Genomic DNA, 22,714 nt, shown 5'->3' on the forward strand with positions numbered 1-22,714 from the left:
TATGGAATTACACATCGCCAAAGATCCCGCCCAGCTAAGTGAAAACGTGGCTGCCTGGATCAGCAACTATATACAGGAAGTATTGCAGGACCAGGAGAAGTTCACCTTCGTGCTGTCCGGCGGCAGTACTCCCAAACAGTTATACTCGCTGCTGGCAAAACCTCCCTATGCCGAAATTATTCCGTGGGAAAAAATTCACTTTTTCTGGGGCGACGAACGCGCCGTCCCCTTTGAAGATGAACGTAACAACGCCCGCATGGCCTTCGACGTGCTGCTGGACAAAGTGCCGGTTATCCCGGAAAATATCCACGTCATGCGCACCGACATCGGCCCCGAGCAATCAGCTGCGGAATATGAACAGATACTGCGTAAATATTTCAAGGATGAAGAGATGACGTTTGACCTCGTGTTACTGGGTATGGGTGACGACGGACACACTTTGTCCCTCTTCCCCGGTTTGCCGGTGGTTCATGAAGAAGAGGCCTGGGTAAAAGCGTTCTTCCTGCCAGCGCAGGACATGTACCGTATCACCCTCACCGCTCCGGTGGTGAACGATGCCGCCTGTGTCCTTTTCCTGACAACAGGCGCTAATAAAGCCCTTACCCTGAAAAGCGTAATAGAAGGTACTTTCGACGCCGATAAATTTCCGTCCCAGCTGATCCGTCCGCAAGAGGGCGAGCTGCACTGGTTTGTGGACGAGGCCGCCGCCTCCGCCATGGAACTGTAACGATGATGGCCATGACTACTACTGATTCGCCCGATACGTCGGTAGTTGGAAGAATAATTTTGAGTTGGAGAGCGTTATATATGGCACCAAACAAATTATTTTATATTCCATAATTAAGCGTTACTTTATGTAACTATAAACAAACGCATCAGGCGAATCAGGAGTAATCATGTTATCACAGTTTTTTGATGCACATCTGCATATTATTGACCCCCGGTATCCCTTGAACCCCAACAACGGATACATTCCCCCTACCTTTACCGTAGCTGATTACCGCGAAAGAGTGGCAGCGCTTCACCTGAATGTAACCGGTGGCGCAGTAGTGTCCGGCTCTTTCCAGGGTTTTGATCAGCAGTATCTGTTAGCTGCCCTGGACGCACTGGGACCCGGTTTCGTGGGTGTGACGCAGATCCCTGCCAATACGACCGACGAGGAGATTGTTGCCCTTCATCACGCGGGTGTGCGCGCAGTACGCTTCAACATACAGCGGGGCGGCTCAGAAAGCATCAGGTATCTGGAGCTGTTGGGCAAACGAGTATATGATCTTGTTAAATGGCATGTGGAGCTGTATGTCGATTCCCGGCAACTGCCAGGCATTTCCACTACCCTGCGTAAGCTGCCCAGGATCGTGATCGATCATCTGGGATTGTCGAAAGCTGGCTTTAAGCACCTGCTGCCGCTGGTGGAAAAGGGCGCGATCGTTAAGGCGACCGGTTTTAGCCGTTGCGATTTTGATGTGGTGACCGCCATGCGGCAAATCACCGCCATCAATCCGGCTGCATTGGTATTTGGTACAGACCTGCCGTCAACAAGGGCTCCAAAGCCTTTTGCACTGGCCGATCTGGAACTGATCACCAAAAACTTCCCGCTCCCGCTGGCCGAAAAAATTTGTAGCGATAACGCCCGCGCCCTGTATCATGAGTGAATATCCTGAAGCGGCATTTTAATACAAGTTATATCCCGAAGTTCCAGCTGTCTGTTTTCACGGTATCCAGTATTTCCTTCAGGTGACCCGGCATTTGCCCGTTGAGCAGGAAGCCCTGCGGCGTACTGGGGTAGATATCTTCAAAAGTGCGGATCTGGTTCATAAATACCCGGCGGAAAATATGCCGGCGGGTGATCTTATGCGGTTCCGGAAGACCGATGGCGGCTGTCAGTTCTACTGCGCTCTCGATAGTGTCACGGTGATAATTGGCCACCCGTTGTTTTTTGTCTGCCACCACCAGGCCGGCAGCCAGCCATTTGTCCTGCGTAGCTACGCCGGTAGGACAGCGGTTGGTATTGCACAGCAAGGCCTGTATGCAGCCAAGGGCCATCATCATGGCGCGGGCGCTGTTGCAGGTGTCTGCGCCTAACGCCAGCGCACGCAATAAATGAAAGCCCGTCAGCACTTTACCGGATGCGATGATTTTTATATGGTGCCGAATATTAAAACCGGTCAGCGTATCATGCACAAAGGCCAGTCCGTCCATCAGCGGCATGCCCACAGAATTGGAAAACTCCGGCGGCGCTGCACCGGTACCACCTTCGCCACCGTCTACCGTAATGAAATCGGGGTAGATGTCTGCCTCCATCATCGCTTTGCAGATAGCGTAGAATTCTTTTTGCTGGCCGATACACAGTTTGAAGCCAACAGGTTTGCCATTGCTTAAGTCACGCAGCTTTTTAATGAACTGCATCATCTCCCGCGGGCTGTCGAAAGCTTTGTGATATGGAGGAGAATAAACTGTCGTATGCGGTTTCACGTGACGGATAGCTGCAATCTCCGGGGTGTTTTTGGCTGCCGGCAGGATCCCGCCATGACCAGGCTTGGCGCCCTGTGAGAGCTTCAGCTCAATCATTTTAATCTGTGGTAGCACACTTTTTTCGGCGAACAGCTGGTCGGAGAAATTGCCGTTTTCATCGCGGCAGCCGAAGTAACCGGTACCGATCTGCCAGATAATATCGCCACCCTGCTTCAGATGGAAATCACTGATACCGCCCTCGCCGGTATTATGTGCGAAGTTGCCGATTTTGGCGCCACCATTCAACGCCTCTACGGCATTGGAACTGAGCGACCCGTAACTCATGGCGCTCACATTGAAGATGCTGGCGGAATAAGGCTGCAGGCAATCGCGGCCACCAATGATCACCCGCGGGTCTTTGTTCATCGTTTCAAAATCATGGGGCTGTATGGAGTGGGCCATCCATTCATACCCTTCTGCGTATACGTTGAACTGGGTGCCGAAAGGCTGTGAGTCCAGCTCCCGCTTGGCGCGCTGGTAAATAGTGGAACGGTCTACCCGGTTCACCGGACTGCCGTCAATATCACTTTCCACAAAATACTGGTAGATCTTGGGACGCAACGCCTCCATCCAGTAACGCATCCGCCCGAATACGGGATAGTTGCGGATGATCGCGTGCCTGGTCTGTAGCATGTCCATCACCCCCATAATGATGATGGGCAAGACAAGAATAAGCAACCAGTAAACCCAGGGGAAAAATAAGCCGAGACCAATGATCAGGAACAAACTTGCAATCGAACATCCAATAAACGCTTTTGCCATAAATAAATCGTTTAATCGTTAGGTTACTAAAGTTAAAGAAAATAATCACAGGTGAAATCCGATATGCTGCAATCGATTAACAATAACGCAGTGCGTATTGTTGCCCGTAGGGGCGCCCAATACGCTTATTTGTATTTGTGGGAGATTGGTTTTATATTACACGGATGCTGTGGATGGTGTCAGACGAGACCGGGACCAATGCCATCTTTCATCCACCTGTATTCATAACCATTGTAGCACATTCATTTTTATCGTTTTAATTTATTCGAAACATGATCAGGCATAAGTTTTTAGGGAAACTCATGACAACGGGATTGTTGCTTACCAACATCGTCGGTTTTGCCCAGACCAAAAAAGCCGCTCCGTTTGACGCTGCCCGCTTGAAGACCAGCTGGGAAGTGGGGGAGAACAATTACCAGGGGAAAGCTAATTTCCTGTCTACGTTCACTTTTGTCAATACCAGCGACAAACCTTTTCCTGCCAAAGGCTGGGAATTGTATTTCAATTTCATTCGTACCGTAAAAGAAGGTGTTTTGCCCGGCAATGTAAAGGTGGAGAATATCAACGGTGACCTGTACCGGCTTACGCCGGCAGATGGTTTTGCCGGTATCCGGCCTGGAGACTCACTGAAACTGGGCATCGTAGGAGATGCCTGGGCGGTTAACTTCACCGATGCTCCGGCGGGCCTGTACATCGTGTGGGACGATCAAAAAGAAGTCGGCCTGCCGATAAAAGACTACTCCATCCGTCCTTCCACCACAGCCAAACAATTGATGCGTTATCCCGGTGATAAAACCGCTGTTATAACGCCAACGGATATATTTAAACAGAACGCTGCTATCAGGGATATTCCTGCGTCGCAGTTGCCGCTGATTTTTCCTACACCGGTGTCTGTTACCGCCTCCGGCGGAAACCTGGTACTGGAAGCTCCTCCCGTGGTTAAAACAGATGCGGGGCTGGAAGCTACGGGCAAATTCCTGGAAAACGAAATGACGGCTTTACTGGGCAAGCGCGCCCCCGGTAAAAAGACCATCATCTTCCGGTTGGATAAAAGCCTGGCAGCCAATGCCTATACGCTGATGGTAACGCCGGACGGCGCCACCATCACTGCCGGTAGCGACGAAGGCGCTTTTTATGCCATCCAGTCCCTGAAATCCATGATAGCGCCTGCCGCATGGGCCGGCGTACAGAAATCTGTGACTATCCCGGGAGTAGAAGTGAGTGATCATCCGCGTTTCAACTATCGCGCGTTTATGATCGATGTGGCCCGTAACTATCACAGCAAAAGGGATCTGCTGCGCATCCTCGATGTGATGGCATTGTACAAACTGAATGTATTACACTATCACTTCAGCGACGATGAAGGCTGGCGCCTGGAAATTCCTTCCCTGCCTGAGCTGACAGCAGTCGGCGCCAAACGCGGGCACAGCACCGACTGGAAAAATATGCTGCCGCCGTCTTATGGCTCAGGCCCGGACAGCAGCAACCCTGCCGGTACCGGCTTCCTTTCCCGCGCGGAATTTATCGAAGTACTGCGTTATGCAACGGAAAGGCATATACGTGTATTACCGGAAATAGAAACGCCCGGTCACGCCCGCGCTGCGGTGAAATCCATGGAATCCCGCTACTACCGCCTGAAAGCAGCCGGTAAAGAAAAAGAAGCCGGTGAATACCTGCTGTCCGACCTGGAAGATAAATCCGAATATCGTTCCGTACAGAACTGGAACGACAACGTCATGAACGTGGCGCTGCCTTCTACCTATCGTTTCCTGGATAAAGTGGTGGAAGAATTACAGTCCATGTATAAAGAGGCCGGCGCTCCGCTGACTGCCGTACATATGGGCGGTGATGAAGTGCCGCATGGCGTATTCGAAAAATCACCTGCCTGCCTGGCGCTGATGCAGCAGGAGAAACTGCAAAGTGTCAATGACCTCTGGTATTATTACTACCGTAAGGTGAATGACCTGCTGAAAGCCCGCGGACTGGAGACGGCAGGCTGGGAAGAAGCAGGTATGCGCAAAACCACCATTGGCGGAGAAGCTGCCAGCATTCCCAATCCGGATTTCGCAAACGACAACTTCCAGCTCAATGTGTGGAACAATGTGATCGGCGGTGGTCAGGAAGATCTCTCTTACCGCCTCGCCAATGCAGGCTACAAGGTGATCCTGTCCGGCGTGAGCAACTTCTACTTTGACATGGCAGCCATGAAGTCTTTCGATGAACCAGGATTCTACTGGGGTGGTTTTGTGGATGTGGACAAACCATTTTATTTCATTCCTTTCGATTATTATAAAAACTCCAAAGTGGATGGCAGGGGCAATCCTGTAACACCTGAGATGTTTGTGGGTAAAGATAAGCTGACAGGTTTCGGCCAGTCCAATATCCGCGGTATTCAGGGCTTGCTGTGGAGCGAGACCGTTACCTCTTCCGACCGCATGGAATATATGATGCTGCCGAAGATGTTAGGTCTGGCGGAAAGGGCCTGGGCGCAGGACCCGGCCTGGGCTACAGAAAAAGACACTGCTAAGGCAGATGCTATGTATGCGCAGGCATGGAGCGTGTTTACGAATGTACTGGGTAAACGCGAAATGCCAAGACTGGATAACTACAACGGTGGTTACAACTGGCGTATCCCTACAGCTGGTGTGTCAGTAGATGAAGGCGTGGTGAAAGTAAACGTACAGATGCCGGGGCTGGTGATTCGTTATACTACTAACGGTGAAGAACCTACGTTAAAAAGCCCGGTGTACAACGGGCCTATCCAGGCGGGCGGTAAAGTTGTAAAAGTGCGGGTGTTCAATACCCGTGGCCGCAGCAGCAGGACTACTACGGTGAAGGTCCCGCAGCCAAGCGCGCAGTTGAAAAATAACCGGAACTAGTTTCACGCGGAGTTCTCGCAAAGCACGTGAAGTTCTTGCAAAGCACGCAAAGGAGCAAAGAGCGCAAAGAATATAATATAAGCGAGCAGAGAAAGCAAAGGAGTGGAGATCAATTCGATTTGATCTCCGCTCCTTTGCTTTCTTACTTAAACTTAAAAAAATCTTTGCGCTCTTTGCTCCTTTGCGTGCTTTGCAAGAACTTCACGTGCTTTGCGAGAACTTCGCGTGATGGTCTTACCAGTCATCCTTTTTTTCTAACGTCGTTTTTGCTTTTTTGTATTTTGTTCGTTCAACCCATAACAACCAAACTGTGCGTATCATTCCACGTGCCTTGTGTCTTCTGTGCTGTATATCAGTATCACTGGCAGCAAAGGCGCAACAGCAAAAGAAAAACGAATCGTACCATCTGCGGATCAAGAGAGCCGTTTCGCCTGTGAAAATTGATGGTATTATTGATGAACAAGCCTGGCAGGAAGCCGATGCGGCCACCAATTTCCACATGGTGCTGCCGATGGATACAAGCGCCGCCAGGTTGCGCACCGATGTTCGCATGACCTACGATCAACAGCATATCTACCTGTTGGTGGAGAGTTACACGCCGGATGCGGGTCCATATATGGTGGAGTCGCTCAGAAGGGACTTTGCTTTCCTGAAGAATGATAATTTCCTGCTGTTCATGGACCCGTTCGATGATCAGACCAATGGCTTCTCTTTCGGCGCCAACGCTGCCGGCGCACAATGGGACGGGCTGATGTACGATGGCGGTAAAGTAGATCTGAGCTGGGACAACAAGTGGACTTCTGTTGTAAAAAACTACAAAGACAAGTGGGTCTTTGAAGCGGCTATTCCTTTTAAGACCATCCGTTATAAGAAAGGAATTACGCACTGGGGAATTAACTTCAGCCGCAACGACCTGAAAACTACGGAGAAATCGGCCTGGGCGCCGGTGCCGAGGCAATTTGCCACTGCATCGCTGGCCTATACCGGTAGCCTCGACTGGGATACGGTGCCGCCTGCCGCCGGGCCGAATATCTCGCTGATTCCGTATTTATTGGGCGGCATCGCCAAAGACTATGATAAGGGTACGCCATCCAAATTTCGCCGGGATATAGGTCTCGACGCCAAGGTGGCCATCACCTCTTCCCTGAACCTCGACCTGACGGTTAATCCCGATTTTTCCCAGGTAGATGTGGACAAGCAGGTGACCAACCTTGACCGTTTTGAACTGTTTTTTCCGGAAAAGCGGCAGTTCTTCCTGGAGAACGGGGACCAGTTCTCCAATTTCGGTTACAGTACCATCCGTCCTTTTTTCTCCCGGCGTATCGGGCTGGGAGCACCGATTCACTTTGGTGCGCGCTTAAGTGGCAAGCTAAATAAGGACTGGCGTCTGGGGGTGATGAATATGCAGACCGGCAAGCAGGAGGAAATAGGATTGCCGGCGCAGAACTTTACCGTGGCGGCTTTGCAACGGCGGGTATTTTCGCGCTCCAATGTAGGTTTTCTGTTTATCAACAAAGAGTCGCTGAACTATGATCCGGCTAAGGTAGAAGACAAGCCTGTTTACTCACGGTACAACAGGAATGTGGGCCTGGAGTACAACCTGGCGTCTTCCAATAACTTCTGGACCGGGAAGGCAATGTTGCTGAAGTCTTACAGTCCGGGTAAAACGGGGCATGATTTTGCGCATGCCGCCAACCTGCAGTATACCAGTAAGGCGTGGAATATCAGCTGGCAGCATGAATACGTAGGACGTAACTACAACGCCGAGGTGGGATATGTGCCGCGCCAGGGCTACATCAAGTTGATGCCGCAGGTGACGAGGCTTTTCTTTCCTCAGTCAGGTGTTGTGCTGAGCCATGGACCACAGGTGACTTCCACCTGGTTTCTGAATGAAAAATTCCGCCGTACAGATAATGAAAGCATGCTCAATTACGGTATCGTTTTCCGTAAGCGCAATACACTTAATATCTGGGCATCCAACACTTATATCCAGCTGCTGAATCCTTTTGATCCGACCAATACCGGCAAAGACAGTCTGAAAACAGGCACGCGGCACAACTGGAATACCGTCGGCGCCGATTATGTGTCCAAGCCACAGAGCCTTTTCACGTATGCATTCTCCGCCCGTTATGGCGGTTATTATGAAGATGGTACCCGGCTGATGACCAATGCTGAACTGGGGTATCGTTTCCAGCCGTATGTGAGTATTGCCCTCAGTGCTAACTATAACAACATCCGGTTGCCACAACCATGGGGCAACAATTCTTTCTGGCTGGTGGGGCCGCGCCTCGATGTAACGATGACGAATACACTGTTCTTCACCGGTTTCATGCAATACAACGAGCAACAAAAGAACATCAACCTGAATACCCGCTTCCAGTGGCGCTACCGCCCGGCTTCCGATTTGTTTGTTGTGTATACGGATAACTATCTGCCGGAGCCGTTCTATGTAAAAAACAGGGCGCTGGTATTGAAGCTGGTGTACTGGTTTAATATTTAGATTTTACGTTTAAGACTATACGATTTTTTTGGGACGTCATTGACCCTTCTTTAAATAGAGACTGCCGGCCGTATAATTGCCGGCAGTCTGCGCTGCGAAAGGCTTTCGTACTGTTACACGCCTTATCGCATACCCTATCACACGCTTCATTACACACTTCATCATGCATCGCCCTCTTCTTCTAACGCTTACCTGTAACACTTACCTGTAAGGCTCTACACTAAACGCTCTCCACTAACGCTCTTCTCTAAACGCTCCGCTAAACGTTCGTTACAGGCGCTTCCGCCCGGCATTCCTTTCTCTCAGTTCAATCGATTTCCAGTCAACTGTCGCAATCGCCCCATTTTCTCTTTTTTTGGCCATTTTTTGTTAATAAGCAGATGTTTAGATCTCGTTAACATTTCAATTCGCAATTCCATCTATCATTGTGATCATAAAACACAATGGCCGTATCCTAAAAAAACTAAAACAGCTCAAAACATCAGAGTTTTCATTTACTATCGTTGTGAATACAACCCCCTGCGGTTTTTACTGTGGGGATTTTTCATGTCCCTAAAATTATCATGTATGCGGTGTTCCCGAAAACTGTCTTTTATACTTTCAGTAGGATTCCTGATGATACTGCACCAGGTGACAGCGCAGACATTTACTACGATCTGCGGAAAAGTAAAAGGGGGGAACGGGCGAAGGGTATCAGTGTCGTGGTGGAGTGAACCGGGCGTAACACCGGCAAAAAGCCAGGATGTGTTGTTACAGAGAGATTCCTTTAGTTTCCGGTTGCCTGCCGAGCCGGTGGCGGTACTTTTCTTCTATCTGGATGCGGGTGGTGTGCATAACTTCTACGGTACACTGCGACCGGGCGACAGTCTCTCGCTGCTGTTCGGTGAAGATACCCTGATCCTGTCGGGGCGCGGGGCTGCCGCCTGTCGCGTACAGTATCTTGCCCGCAGGGCGCAGGAGCGGATATCCAAACCGGTAAAAGACGATGCTGCTTCGCGGGTGGCATGGTACCGTCAGCAACTGCAGGCGGCGGAAAATATTTTGCAGGAGTATCACGACAGCCTGCCGGCTACTATCTACACGGTAGTGCGGGCCAACATACTGGGAGAAACCGCCGCGAAAATGATCGCCTGCCTGTGGCATACATCGCCGGAAGGGATCAGCCTGGCGCAACAGGCATCGTTATATCAACAGGCAATCCGCCCCTCGCTGCCGGCGGTCGTACCCTCCGACACTACGGCACTGGCTATACGTTATCTGAACTACCTGTTGCAGAGGGCAGAAGCGGACTACTTTATGGAGCAGCACAGTCAATGTACAGACCGCGAAATCTATGAGTGGATCAAAACGCACTATACAGGGACGCTGCGTGATAAATTATTGGCTCATCAACTGCTGCAAAGCCTTGCCGCCGGTGGGCAACAGGAAGAGCTGGCCAACTGCGCACTCGACTACCTGTCCATTGTGCAGCATGCCGCTTGTAAACAAGCCATAGCAGCCAAGTACGGAAAAATTAAAAAAGGGATCAGTAAAGGCATGCCGGCGCCGCCTTTCAGTCTGCCCGACAGCTCCGGACGCCCCGTAAACCTCAGTTATTTTAATGGTAAAGTGGTGCTGCTGCACTTCTATGACGCAGACGACCAGTTGCTGCCCTCGCTCTCTGAAATCAATACCTGCTTCAATAAAGAAGATGTTGTGTTCATTCATATCAATTGTAACAACCATCCCGCTCCAAAATATCCCGGTCTGCGGTTACAGGCCGATGGTCAGATAGCCGGCGTGCTCGAACAATACAACATTAGTCGGTATCCTGCCTTGATCGTTGTGGGAAAGAACGGTACCATTTACGCTACCAGACCCCCGGACCCCACTGCCGATCACGGCGCAGCCCTTACAGACATTATCTATGCGGCATTATTGCAGTAGCCCCATTTCTCTCCTTATATCCAATATTTTAGCTGTTCCAACGTTTATAAAAAGTACGCAGAACAACCGCATCAGCGCCATTGACCCGCAGCCTATTTTTAGTGAGAAACCCGTTTAAACTCAGTTTACTAATATTTATAATAAAATATATATATGGGAAATCTGGTTTAATCTTAGTTATTATCGTAAATTCAATATATAACCGTTAAGCCCCTCTATGCCACATGCCAAAGCGTTATTTTGATCGACTACAAACCATTGATTACCTAATCAGGATCAAAGGGACCGGTAAACCCGCTCAGTTAGCCAAGCGGCTTCGTATTTCCGAACGAACACTCTATGAATTCCTCAAAATGATGAAGGAGTTAGGTGCTCCCATTGAGTACGACCGGTACAAGGAAAGTTATTACTACTCAGAAAAAGGTGGTTTCAACATCCGGTTCTCCAAGAACCTTGTTACCGCTGCTGGTGCTGTAATGATGCTCCTCCTGATCAATCTCTGGTAAAAAGTCGGCGCCCCGGTTCACTTGCCAGATCACCGGTAAGTAATCACTGCGCTTCAGCCGCCCCCAGTGGGCCTAAGATTTACGCCGGCGGGTAATTACCACCCTGTCAGTACGAATCTTTTGTTACATCTTGAAAAAATGGACAGCCAACAGGAATTCATTCCTGTCCTGTCCATTTTTTTATTAAGCTTAAAATCTTTACAAATGATTCACAAATTCCTGCATTATTCCCCCCATATTTACCAAAACGAAAAATAACCCCGTTGGTATTCCCTAACAGGCCCCAACAGGGACCACTATAAAACGACTTTTTTTATAACGCGGTTTAGATTAGATTTTAGATTACACGCAGGTTTCTCTCCAGTCACCTGCTTATTTCTTATATTTAAGGCAATCTGATCGCAACCACACCAAAACAAATCTTATGTCCCGTAACTATTTTATGCTTCGCTGCGGTGATCAGCACGAAAAGATACCGTATGACGAACTACAATTCCTCGAAGTGATGAACGACCACATCCTGCTACACCTGCGGGATAAACGCCTCGTGACCATGGAAACACTCGACTGGATCATGTCGCAGCTGCCTACGTCTGCCTTCCTGCGCGTACATCAGTGGTATGTAGTGGCTTACCGCCACATAACCCACCTCGCGGATGACCATGTCATGATCGGCGATGTCAGAATTCCGGTCAATGCCCACGCATTGCTCCCACTGGCCGCTGCCATGGCCGGCAACACACCGGAACTGAAAGAAGAACTACCGGATAGCCGTTAAAATCTTGTCCGCCACCCCGTTGGCATCTTCATCATACGCATGCCCGCCGGGTAATACCAGCTTCCTGTAATGGGGTATCGTAAGGTCTGCCAGGTTAAAATCCTTTTCCCCGGCCCCGAATACCAGCAAAACAGGCTTGCCGGTAATACGGTTGATCTCTGCTGTGACGTTCATCCCCTTGCCGGACGAACGTCCCAGCATATCAGAAATATGTACTTCCATATCTGTAAAACGGGAGGGAGATAAAAAAACAACCTGGGTTACCTGCGCAGAGACATCCTCCGGCAACTGATTGTAGATAAACGGCAACACATCGGCACCTAATGAATAACCCATCAGGACCACACCATGACTGACGCTCCAGGCCGACTGGTAGTGCCGGATCAACGCTGCCACATCTGTCGCCGCCTGTTGCGCCGTTTTCCTGTTCCAGAAATATTTCAGGGCGTTCAACGCCACCACCGGGTAGTTGTGCTGCTGAAAAGCATCTATCATGTTGACGGAAAACTTCTTCATACCGCCATCACCGGTGATATAAAGGATCATCGGGGCGGTGCTGCCGGCTGCCGGCGCCTTCGCTTGTACGGGCAACTTATTCACATTGGTCTGCGCCGCCAGCTGTAAAACGGAACATAACAATAATCCCATCAGCCACCACCGGCCTTTCTGTAATAAATATCTGGTTCGCATATACAAAAATATCTCCTTCTCCCCAATCAAAATCTGTTCCGTCCTCAGGGCTGCATCACCTTGCTCAGGGCCGCCGGCAGCTGGATCAGATCAAAATCATGTTCGTAAATCAGGTATTTGTTGGTCCACATCGTGGCATATTTGTCCTTGAACTCGCGCAGCCCCTGGTAATGTCGGAAGAAACGCAGTTTTTCATAGGCGTACTTTACCATCTTTTCTGCTGTATTTTCCGGCTGACTGATACCGGACATCGGCACCATGCCCAGATTGAGATAGTGCAGACCTTTGGCCTGCGCATCCTGTATCAGCGCAATGATCAGCGCATCCATCACCCCGCCGGGCGCATTGGTACGCTTGCGGATCAGATCATAAGTGCATTCCCCGGGCGCGTAATCAGGGATGATATTAAGGAACGCGGCCGTCTTGCCATCGGCATCCGTCACCGTAATCACGTCCTGGTCCCGCATCGCTTCTGCATCGAAAAGCCCCTGTGAAAACGTCATTTCTTTGACTTCATATTGCTCCAGCCACTCATCGCTGACTTCCTTCAGGTCAGATAACATAGCTGCTGATTGCGGTGCGGCATGCAACCGGGTCACGTAACCTTTGTTGGCCAGGCTGTTGAGTGCATTGCGCAGTGATTTTTTATCCTTGCCGCTCAATGTAAAATCACGAATATCCATAATGGCTTCCTGCCCAATCAGCATTTTTTTCTTCTTCAGCTGACTGAAATAATAAGTACTGTCTTCATCTACCCGGTAAAAGGCGGGCCGCAGGCCCATCTTCTTGCATTGTTGCTCAAACTCTTCGAGCAGTAACAGTTTATTGTCTTCGCTGCAAACCGGTTCCTCCAGTACTATAGCGAAACTGCTGGCTACCCGGTAAGCGATAAAACCTTCATACTGGTCTGATACATACAGTATCTTATCGTCTCCCACCTTAAAATAGTCCATTGGTGAATCGCCATATTGACTGAGGTAAAAGCGCGCTTTTTCTGCAGAACTATTGTTATGTTCAGATACATGCAGGTAAGGCCGGATGATGGTATAAAACAGGAAAGCCCATGAACTTACGCCCAACACCCGGATGGCTGACATAAACTCCCGGGCAAACCGTGTTACCGGTTGCAGACCATCATCTTCCAGCAACATAAAACAGTGAAAGGCGTGGCGCAAAGATTGTTGCAACGTAAAGTCAATACCAAAATGCCGCACGTTCAGGAAATAAAAACCGATGGTCCCGAAAAACAGCACCAGCAGGAATGTGGCCACAGCGGTAACGACGCCGATGTTGACCAGTTGCGGGTTGCTTTTTACGCGGTATTGCCGGGCGGTGATCAGCAACAGGATGCTGGTCACCAGCGCAAGGCTGGCCTCTTCATAGTCCAGCGCTTTGCCGATGTGCCCCAGCACAGATATCAGCGATACAGACAACGCCACGATCCATGCGCTGCGCAACCCTCTGAAAAGAAAGGTGGCGGTTACCAGCAGCACCAGCCCCGAAAATACCACCAGCAGATTGGAAGCATGAATAGACGTGCCGGGAATATAAGCCCGCAGCAGATGCATACGGTAAGCTAACGGTGGCGTCAGTACGGAGAATATATTGACCATGCCCAACAAGAAAATCAGGATAGGAGGCAGCAACCGCAGCACGAGGTCGCGGCCTTTCAGCGCGAAAGCCACCATACCGGCCGCCAGGGGCAACCAGAATTCAAACAGGCGGAATAACAAAGTGATTTCCAATGCCTCAAGTGTGCTGTATCCATAGTTGCTGAGCAGGTAGGCGAGTGACAGTTCAATGGCGCCCAGTCCCCGTAAAAAAGGGGAGATGATCAGAAAGATGGTGGCCACGATATAACCCACGCATGCGGCTTCCAGCGAGGGAGTAACGCCGGTGGCCAGCATACTCAGGTAGAGATGCGCTACACCGGCCACTTCTATCAGTACAGATGCCAGCACGGTGTAGGTAAAAGAAGGAAGCGACAACCGGAAGGTGAACATCTCATCCACTTTGTGCGCAGTAGCCGGAAAGTACCTGATCAGCAGCTGATAGGCTTTGCCTTTGGTTTGCATGGACCGTACCAGCCCTACTACCATGCCCAGTAACACGCAGATGGCAGCAAGCCCCCAACCGGCGTCTTTCATGCTGCCGGTATGCAGCATGGCGTACATGACCACCGGAATGCCTACCAGGAAAACAGACAGGATACCGATAAAGCCATAAATACCCGAAGCCTGATGTATCTGTTGTTTGTGAAGCTGCGCGCGACGGAGGCTCTGTGGCACATAAGCCAGCGAACTGATACCGCCGGCCGGCAGAAATACGGATAACAGGTTGCGTTTCAGGAACAATTCAGTGCCCAGGTAAGTGCTGAGGCGGGAACCGACGGCCCGGAAACTGAACACATACATAAGCGCCTGCAGTAAAATGTACACGCCGGTAATGGCGACGCCAATCATCACCCATACACGGTCGGCGCGCTCAATAGCAGGCACCAGTGATTTCAGTTCATGACGTTGGGAACGGAAAAAATAAATAGCTAACAGAATGAATAATAACGCCAGCATCTCCTTCCAGTGGAGCTTGCGCAGAAAAGCTGCAGACAGGATCTTTTTTTCAAAAGGCATGGTAAATGGTAATACTTGATTTTGTTGTCAACTCACAAAGTTAACCTTCCCTTTTGGTGTAAAGTGCGTATAGTAGAGAGTTTAAGCGGATTTTAATGTCTATTCCATCAGGACAATTTTTTCAGTATGTATAGTCTGCCCGTTCTCATCAAGGAACTGTAAGAAATAGATACCCCTGGCGAGATAAGATGGGATATCCAGCTCATAATAATTGCGGGTGGGCAGCGGTTGCTGGTATTCTTTTGTCAGGATACGTCTGCCGGGAACATCCAGCAGGGCGATGGCTTTCACATGCACGCCTGCGCCATAGTAGATATGTACCACGCGGCCGCGGACAGGGTTGGGCCACACGGTGATGTCGCCCCGTTCGTTTTTACCTTTCACAAGGCGTACCGGACCGTAGAAGAAGCTTCCGTCGGTCATGCTGACTTTCAGCCGGTAGAAGATAAATTTATCATTTGGCTGATAATCAGTGCTGGCGTAGCCCACAGGGAAGTAGCTGATGCCACCGGGGGCGCTGCTTTTCACGTATCCGATGGAGTCGAAGTTGTTGGTACCAGCGTATTTACGTTCAATGGTGAAGCCGGCGCAGAAATATTCGCGGCCGGTGATCCAGCGCAACTGCACGCTGTCTGCATTGCTGTTGCTGCGGGTTGCTTCAAAATACTGCAGCGTGGTCCTTTCCGGACTGTTAACGGTTTCAGCCACCAGGCTGGTAAAATAATTGGTGGTTGCCAGGTGTTGAAATGTCCTGACGCCATACGCAGCCTGATTGTCCGGCCCGGCAGTGGAGAAAATGCTGGGCGACAGGGGGGCAGCCCGCTGTGCCGCAATGTCCCAACCCGTAGGCAGGTAGTGCGCCAGGTAACTGGTATTGCGGTTGGCTTCATATACCGGGCCTTCATCGCCGAAGCCATGCACCAGCCACAGGGTGATGGCCGCATCCGGTTGAGATACGTCTATCTGCCATGTTTTGTTGACACTCGTCAGCAGCAGGTTACGGCCTGCTGTAAGGTTTTGATAGGCGCTATCGGTCACCCCTACACGAAAATCGGCCATGGCGCCTTTGTTGGCCATGGCAGCAGGTGTAAACGAGGCCGGACGGGTGCCTACCGGAAATACCACTGTACCGCTGGAAGGAGCTATCTGTCTGCGGTACAGGAAGCCGCCACTGGTTACAATAAACCGTTGGGGAGAATAATGCAGTATTTCTCCGGGTGTATGGTGACCTATCACCAGGTTCCAGCCGTTAAGGAAAACATGTCCTTTTCGTATATCCAGTACGTTTACCACTTTGAGATCACTAAGGTCGTCGAGGATGATACCAGGGGACGTTTCCACGCTCAGGTTGGGGAAGCTGGCCCCGGTGTTCATAACAGCGCTGAAGCCGCCGGTGATATGCTGATAGCGTGCCGGATCGGGCTGGGTGAAGCGGAATAGCCCGCCTGCGGCGCTGAAGCCGTCGCTGCTTTCGTCGCGGATCACCGCGTTGTTGCTGTTCCGCCAGCGTAATCCGAAGAAATTCACGACGGAGCCGGTGGTAGACAGGATATTGCCTTCATTGACCATATCCCCGAAGATGCTGATGGTGTCTGTGCTGAAGACACCGATGCGCGCGTCGGGATGCAGCCAGGTGACGGCCTGTCCTGCCATGGTAGCAGGAAAGAGCAGTAGCAGCGATATGTACAGGAGGTGCCGGATAAAATATTGTTTTTAGGCTGGCTAATAGCCGATGACCGTGAGAAAAACTTTATGTGATTTATCTGTGTCTTGTGCCATACCGTTCAGGATTGTTAAACCAGCGTTTCCCCGGACGATGACCATGTTGACCGCTGTTGTCGTAAAACTGGTGACGACGGGAATGGGACCATCTGAAACGCCGGAGCCTGTGCCGCCCAGGCCTGTGGCCTGAATGCTCAGGATATTCGTAAAACCGGCATTGGAGATATTGGCTGTCACCGAGCCGCCGCCCGCGTTGTACAGGGTGTCCGCCCATATTTTCATGGTATTGTTCAGCGGGGAGGACGAGCTTTTGTTATAAAACAACGGCGCGGTGGCTGTCCGCACCACCTTGCCGGTGGCATCCACACCGATGCCGGCGGCATTGGCCGTCACCGGTGATGCGCTGGTGAGGTTCTGCAATAATACACCCGAAGTATTGGCTACGCCGCTGTTGACATGCAGGGTCGCCGAAGGTGTGGCGGTGCCTACACCCACGTTGCCGGTGGAGGAGATGATCACCCGTTGGGTATTGTTGGTCCTGAATACCAGGCCTGTAGCGTCGGTGGTGCCGACGAATTTGGTGAGTGAGTCGGTATCGGCGTTGCCGGTCAGTTTCCAGCTGCTACCGGTAACGGCTATACTATCGGCCAGCCTTGACCAGCCTCCGTTACGTCTTACCATCACGCTGCTGGCGGGGATATAGTAGATCAGCATGCCGTTGGGGGAGGAGGAGAGCGGTGCTACGGCGGTGTCCTGAATGCGGGGAAGCAACAGGCCCTGTGTCTTCGCTCTTATCTCCAGCAATGCTGATTTGGTGGCGGCTGCGACGGTGTCGCTCAGGAGCAGCTGTTGCGCCTGCAGCCCTTGCCACAACAGCAACAGCACGCAGGTGAGCGCGCAGCCATACAATATGTTTTTCAGCATAATAACAGTTTAGCACCAGTAATGTATCGTTGTTTATTTCTTGATGACCCACCAGTTGGTGCCGTCTGTCTGAATGGTTACATAGGTGTAGTTGTTGTAGATAGTGTAATTGCTGCCGCCTTCTATCTGTCCGCCGGTAGGTTGTATGATGACGCTGTTGTCGATGCTGCCGCCGGTTTTTTTGATGGTGTACACACGGCCTGTGATGTTGGTGCCCGGAGGCAGGGTGATGGTGACGGCGCCGGAGGAGGCGTCGACCAGTACGGTATTGTCTGTTTCGGTGAGGCTGCCGGAACTGTTGACAGACCGGATGTTCATGGACATGGAGCCGCTTACCTGCAGGGTGGAATTGGCTTTGGTGGCGCTGCCGATGTTGGCGCCTTTACCTACGGCGAGGGAGTCGCGCAGGGTTTTGTTACCAGCGAAGGTCTGCGTGGAATCATTGACGACACCGCGTGCTGTGGTGCTTGCGTCGGGTACATTGATGGTGATGCGGTTAGTGACGGAGGTACTATCGATGCCGACATCGGTACCGTTTTTACCGGTGAGGAAAGAGATGGCGGGACCGGTTTGTCCGTTGATTTGCCGGATGCCTGCCGAGAAAGCGCTGGAGTCCACCAGTCTGTTTTCGATAGCGCCGGTGGCGGGGTTACGGAAAAGTACGCTGGTGGTGGCGGTGCTGACGTTAGCCGGGGCGGTGGCAAGGGTCACGTTACCGGTGATATTGGCGCCGCCAGCGCTGATATGCAGTCCGTTGCCGACGGAGGCTGCCCCGGTTACCCCCAGGTTGCCGGCCATGCTGGCGCTGTCGCGGAATGTTTTTACGCCTGCGAATGTCTGGTTGGTGACGGATACGCCGCCGGGGTTGGTGGCGTCAGCGGCGACCAGTTGCAGCGTGCCGGTGGCCGGGTCCAGGGCGAGGCCATTGGCGTTGGTAGGGGTGTTTACAAAAGCGCCGATGGTGATGGCCTGTTGTTTACTGCTGAAGTTCGCCCAGTCGGCGTAAGTAAGCAGACCGGTCTTTTGCGTAGCGCCGTTCACAATAGGCACGTTCATGGTGATGGTACTATCTGCCGCTGTGGTGGTGATGCCGTAGGCAGCATTGGCGGTGTCTGCTTTAATGGTAAACCCTTGCTTAGCTACGCCGTTGAGGGTACGGATCGCGTCATTGAAAGCGGCTGCGGAGAGGTCCCGCTGGTTGACGGTGCCGGTAGCCGGATCGATGACCAGAACGCTGACCAGCGAGGTGCTGGCAGGCACCTGTTTGAGGGCTACGTTCTGGTTGGCGCCGATGCTGATAGCTTCTGTGCCGTTGGTCCTGATGGACAAGGGCTGATTATCGGACGTACCGATATAGTTTGCCGACGTGGTGCCCGCATTGCCTTTCAGCTGCCAGCTGCTGCCGGAAACGGAGAGGCTGTCGGCCAGTTTGGCCCAGTATCCGCCGCGACGTACCAGGAGGCTTTGTGTACCGGTAAAATAGATGATCATCCCATCGGGTGCCGTGGTGAGTGGCGCCAGGGTGGTGTCCGGAATCCTGGGGAGCAGCAGGCCCTGCCGAAGGCTCTCCAGTTCAAGAATAGAGGCTTTGTTGATGGTTGACGGGTTATCACCGATTTTCAGCTGGGCCCACGTTGCCTGGGACGCCAGCAGGAATAGCATTAACGCTGCCAGACGAAGAATGGTGTAGTACTTTTTCATGCACAAGAAAATTGAGGGGGTGAGTGGATAAAGACAAAGCGGTATAGGGCCCGGTTTTGGGGCTGGGGGCGGGGTAGGATACAGATATCCTGCAATAACTAATTCGATATAAATATACGCTTTCCCGTTAGGTTGAGGACAAAAAAATATCCCGGCCGGGGCCGGGATAAGCTGCAACAGACAGGGCCGTTTGCTGTTGTATTATAGTCGTTGACTGTTTGTCGCCTAGTGCTCTTCTTTGTTGTAGGGGACCACGAGTACGGGGATACGGGCGTGACGGATAATATATTCCGCCGTGCTGCCTACCAGCATGTGGTTGAGGCCGGTGCGTCCGTGGGTACCTACTACGAGGATGGCTGTCTGCCCGTTGTGGGCTTCATCGAGTGTTTCGTTTTTCGGGTTGCCGGTCGTTACACGGATGCTGACATTGGCAGCGGGGTACTTGTTTTTGTACGTCTGAAGAATGTCTTCTGCTTCTTTGATCCTGCCTTGTATGTCATCGGTAAATACGGGCCCGGCTTCCGGCAGGCCGAGGCCAATACCGATTTCGATCACGGTGAACAGCGAAACGGCGGCGTGCATTTTTTCTGCCAGCTCCACACCGGTGCTGATCACCTGTTCAGAGAATGGGCTCAGGTCGACTGCGATCAATATTTCTGCCATATGCGGTGTATTTATATGTGAATAATTATTCGCTTATCTGTGTGTCAGGCTTTGATGGCGTCCCAGCAGAGGTCGAATGTGGTGCTCATCCTGGCCTTTGTGAGGGCGGCGCCGCTGTAATGGATCTGTTTTACCAGCTCGTTCATGGACCCGATAATAAAGGTAATCAGTAAATCCTTTTCCACATTTTTAATCAGTTGTTCTGCCTGTCCCCTTGCTATCAGGGCATAAAACGGCTCAGCCAGCTGTCTTGCCTTTTCCCGCGTAGCAGCGGTAATGTAAGGGGAGTGGTAGCATTGTTCCAGGAAAATGAATTCTTCAAAATGCTGCAACCGGTAGCGGAGTATGTTCATCCAGATGTGCCGGAAACCAGGCTTGAACGGTGCCTGCGGATCATAATCCCGGAAAGATACCGCCACGGAATTCTCCCGGCAGGCAGCAAACAACGCGTTGATCAGCGCATCTTTGTTATCAAAATAAACATACAGGGTGCCGGTGGCAATCCCCGCCTCTTTGGAAATATCCCCCATGGTCATGCCCGCCAGGCCCTTTTTTGCTACCAGCTTGAGCACAGCCCTGAAAATCCGGGCATACTTCTTATCGTCCTTCAATTTCACACTACAAATATAAGTGAATATTTATTCGCTAAAAAACAGTTTCAAAAGAAGAAGAAACATTTGTCCCCAGGTGTTCCTGTTAATAAATCCGGGAGGTGATGCCCATATTTTAGGGAGAAAGCCCTGTGTCTCCCGATGGTTCATTTCAGGTCCGGCATGTCCTTTTACTACGGAGATGAACATGGTGGTACTTGTGCTGCTAGTCAACCTTGTTCTTTTGTTTTCCTGCCTGCCTGGTCTTACGGGATAACAAATGGTAGCCGGCAGTCGTGGTTTCATCCCCGGTATCGCCCGCCTGGTCTTACAGGATAGCAAATAGGTGTCGGCAGCCATGGTTTCATCCCCGGTATTGCCGGCAGGATGGATGCTCCCGGTTCCATTGTTGATGTTGAAATTTGCATAGCCAAAACAAGCAATGAAAAGCAGTAATGAAAGGAAGGTGATGAGGAGAGGTGAATAGGAGGAGAGATGCAAAATAACCGTCAAACAACCCCTTTCGATGAATCCCCGTAATGTATACCACGGGGTATTAATAGCATCGATTAAATCAGGCGTCGGACAGCGCCGGTTTAATCAGCCTATGAATTAGTCAACCATTGATTGGAAAAAATCCAACTGGCCTGGACAAGCCGATTGGGGTTTAGCTGAGATATTTGTTAGATGTATGCATTTCATTTGTTACTATTTTCCATAACGCAGTGTTAGTACCGTAATATTACTGGCAATCCATTCTGGTTTAGTTAATAGAATCTAAACGTCCTCGGATTAACAATTAGGGAAGCCCTTGATATTGGCTGAAACTCTTTACAGGTAAGCATTGTCTGATGTTTAATATTTATCCACACTTATTAACAGGTATCCACACACGATATTCACATGTATGTTGATAACTTATGAAATCCTTTACGGAAGGGGTGATGGTATTTTTGGTTGACCATCGGCCGGCCGGGAGATCCCGGTTTATCCACAAACGTTATCCACATGCCTCACTGGATGGGTTGAGAGGGCCGTCTGGCAAGAAAATATGCTTTCCGACGGCAATGAAGAATGCCCAAATAGCCTGTAGTCAGGAGTTAAGGGTCATTTATCCGGTAGTAGCCCCGGCAAAAAGGCTTCTATGAGGCAATAAGGCTATCCATAGGGCCAGGCATCGTGGAAGATGGCCTCCCGGCTGCTGCTTGCGGCGGCAGGACAACAAGCGAAACGGGAAAGTGGCTTTCCTGCTGTGATGCCGGATAACGCTCAGCAGCATATCCCATAAAACCAATGCCTGCCTGACGCTACAGCATCAGGCAGACAATGACTTTCGGAAAGGCTTGTCCATCGCCCGGTTCAGATACGGACCGAAACATTATGGCACCGAGCCATCGCCCCGGTGGGTACATGTGTTACAGCACCCTCCGGGAAATAATCACCTGCCTGTTACAGGAGCAGAATGCGGTTAATGGGTGAGACACCCGGCCGCGCCTGTACAGACATGCCGCTGCACATTCGCTACAAAACGCTGTCAGATAGCAGTGGAAAAGAGTAACGGTGAGGAAAGGTAGATACTGCAATTATGTAACAGTGGAAAGTAAGGCCGTCACCGGGATATGAAGTGCTGCCGTAGCGGATCTGCAAAGATGCTTTGATAAAGAGAAGATATAACTGCAATAAATCCGCAGCATAATCTATAAGAAACAATCGTCCTCTCAAACAGGAAAACGACAGCATAACGAGCCGGGACTTAACAGCAAAAAAATACCCTTGCTGTGACAATGCAGCAAGGGCTTTAAAAACATTCACATGTCATCTGCAGAAATGTATAGCTACTGACAGATGTTGATAATCAAAATTGAAGCCTAGTAATATGTTGAATAAAGTAAAAGCTAACCGTTGAAAAAGTTATCATGCAGGATGCTATCG

At 50.9% G+C, this 22,714-nt stretch carries 16 protein-coding genes; 7 read left to right on the forward strand and 9 right to left on the reverse strand.

Annotated elements, in window-relative coordinates; genetic code table 11:
* Position 1: 1 nt before the first annotated feature.
* Together pgl and B5D63_RS00370 are read left to right on the forward strand one after the other, a co-directional pair.
* Positions 2 to 727 (forward strand): 6-phosphogluconolactonase, encoded by a 726-nt coding sequence (gene pgl, locus B5D63_RS00365; RefSeq protein ID WP_078666808.1) that lies wholly within the window; start codon positions 2 to 4, stop codon positions 725 to 727.
* Between the two features lie 169 nt (positions 728 to 896).
* Positions 897 to 1,652: an amidohydrolase family protein gene (locus B5D63_RS00370; RefSeq protein WP_078666809.1), complete on the forward strand. Its 756-nt coding sequence runs from the start codon at positions 897 to 899 to the stop codon at positions 1,650 to 1,652.
* 28 nt (positions 1,653 to 1,680) lie between these two features.
* Here B5D63_RS00370 and B5D63_RS00375 read toward each other — a convergent pair whose 3' ends face one another.
* A complete protein-coding gene (locus B5D63_RS00375; protein WP_078666810.1) occupies positions 1,681 to 3,273 on the reverse strand; it encodes an FMN-binding glutamate synthase family protein in 1,593 nt (530 codons plus the stop codon).
* 272 nt (positions 3,274 to 3,545) lie between these two features.
* Between B5D63_RS00375 and B5D63_RS00380 the strand changes: the two genes are divergently transcribed.
* The 5 genes from B5D63_RS00380 (at position 3,546) to B5D63_RS00400 (ending at position 11,862) form a co-directional block, all read left to right on the forward strand.
* A complete protein-coding gene (locus tag B5D63_RS00380; RefSeq protein WP_078666811.1) occupies positions 3,546 to 6,152 on the forward strand; it encodes a family 20 glycosylhydrolase in 2,607 nt (868 codons plus the stop codon).
* Between the two features lie 310 nt (positions 6,153 to 6,462).
* Entirely contained in the window at positions 6,463 to 8,652 is a 2,190-nt protein-coding gene (locus B5D63_RS00385) for a DUF5916 domain-containing protein (protein ID WP_235021431.1), read from the forward strand.
* A gap of 567 nt (positions 8,653 to 9,219) precedes the next feature.
* Positions 9,220 to 10,578 (forward strand): peroxiredoxin family protein, encoded by a 1,359-nt coding sequence (locus B5D63_RS34505; RefSeq protein WP_159455839.1) that lies wholly within the window; start codon positions 9,220 to 9,222, stop codon positions 10,576 to 10,578.
* A 353-nt stretch (positions 10,579 to 10,931) separates the two neighbouring features.
* On the forward strand, positions 10,932 to 11,084 hold the full coding sequence (locus B5D63_RS35670) for a hypothetical protein (protein WP_235021499.1): 153 nt from the start codon (positions 10,932 to 10,934) through the stop codon (positions 11,082 to 11,084).
* A gap of 424 nt (positions 11,085 to 11,508) precedes the next feature.
* Positions 11,509 to 11,862, forward strand: a complete 354-nt coding sequence (locus B5D63_RS00400) for a LytR/AlgR family response regulator transcription factor (protein ID WP_078666813.1) — start codon at positions 11,509 to 11,511, stop codon at positions 11,860 to 11,862.
* Here B5D63_RS00400 and B5D63_RS00405 read toward each other — a convergent pair.
* The 8 genes from B5D63_RS00405 to B5D63_RS34510 all read right to left on the reverse strand — a co-directional run bounded on the left by B5D63_RS00405 (position 11,845) and on the right by B5D63_RS34510 (position 21,295).
* On the reverse strand, positions 11,845 to 12,552 hold the full coding sequence (locus B5D63_RS00405; RefSeq protein WP_078666814.1) for an AcvB/VirJ family lysyl-phosphatidylglycerol hydrolase: 708 nt from the start codon (positions 12,550 to 12,552) through the stop codon (positions 11,845 to 11,847). The two genes, B5D63_RS00400 and B5D63_RS00405, sit on opposite strands and share 18 nt — an antisense overlap.
* Before the next feature lie 44 nt (positions 12,553 to 12,596).
* Positions 12,597 to 15,182, reverse strand: coding sequence for a phosphatidylglycerol lysyltransferase domain-containing protein (locus tag B5D63_RS00410; protein WP_078666815.1), 2,586 nt, complete (start codon positions 15,180 to 15,182; stop codon positions 12,597 to 12,599).
* Between the two features lie 99 nt (positions 15,183 to 15,281).
* Positions 15,282 to 16,835 (reverse strand): T9SS type A sorting domain-containing protein, encoded by a 1,554-nt coding sequence (locus B5D63_RS00415; protein ID WP_078666816.1) that lies wholly within the window; start codon positions 16,833 to 16,835, stop codon positions 15,282 to 15,284.
* A 69-nt stretch (positions 16,836 to 16,904) separates the two neighbouring features.
* A complete protein-coding gene (locus B5D63_RS00420) occupies positions 16,905 to 17,828 on the reverse strand; it encodes a hypothetical protein (RefSeq protein ID WP_078666817.1) in 924 nt (307 codons plus the stop codon).
* Between the two features lie 33 nt (positions 17,829 to 17,861).
* The gene (locus tag B5D63_RS00425; protein WP_143312709.1) at positions 17,862 to 19,529 is read right to left on the reverse strand and encodes an autotransporter outer membrane beta-barrel domain-containing protein; all 1,668 of its coding nucleotides are present in this window, start codon (positions 19,527 to 19,529) and stop codon (positions 17,862 to 17,864) included.
* 225 nt (positions 19,530 to 19,754) lie between these two features.
* Positions 19,755 to 20,192, reverse strand: coding sequence for a universal stress protein (locus tag B5D63_RS00430; RefSeq protein ID WP_078666819.1), 438 nt, complete (start codon positions 20,190 to 20,192; stop codon positions 19,755 to 19,757).
* 44 nt (positions 20,193 to 20,236) lie between these two features.
* Positions 20,237 to 20,809, reverse strand: coding sequence for a TetR/AcrR family transcriptional regulator (locus B5D63_RS00435; RefSeq protein ID WP_143312710.1), 573 nt, complete (start codon positions 20,807 to 20,809; stop codon positions 20,237 to 20,239).
* A gap of 21 nt (positions 20,810 to 20,830) precedes the next feature.
* A complete protein-coding gene (locus tag B5D63_RS34510) occupies positions 20,831 to 21,295 on the reverse strand; it encodes a hypothetical protein (RefSeq protein WP_143312711.1) in 465 nt (154 codons plus the stop codon).
* Between the last annotated feature and the right edge of the window lie 1,419 nt (positions 21,296 to 22,714).

The organism is Chitinophaga eiseniae (assembly GCF_900167135.1).
In the GTDB taxonomy this organism is placed as follows: Bacteria; Bacteroidota; Bacteroidia; order Chitinophagales; family Chitinophagaceae; genus Chitinophaga; species Chitinophaga eiseniae.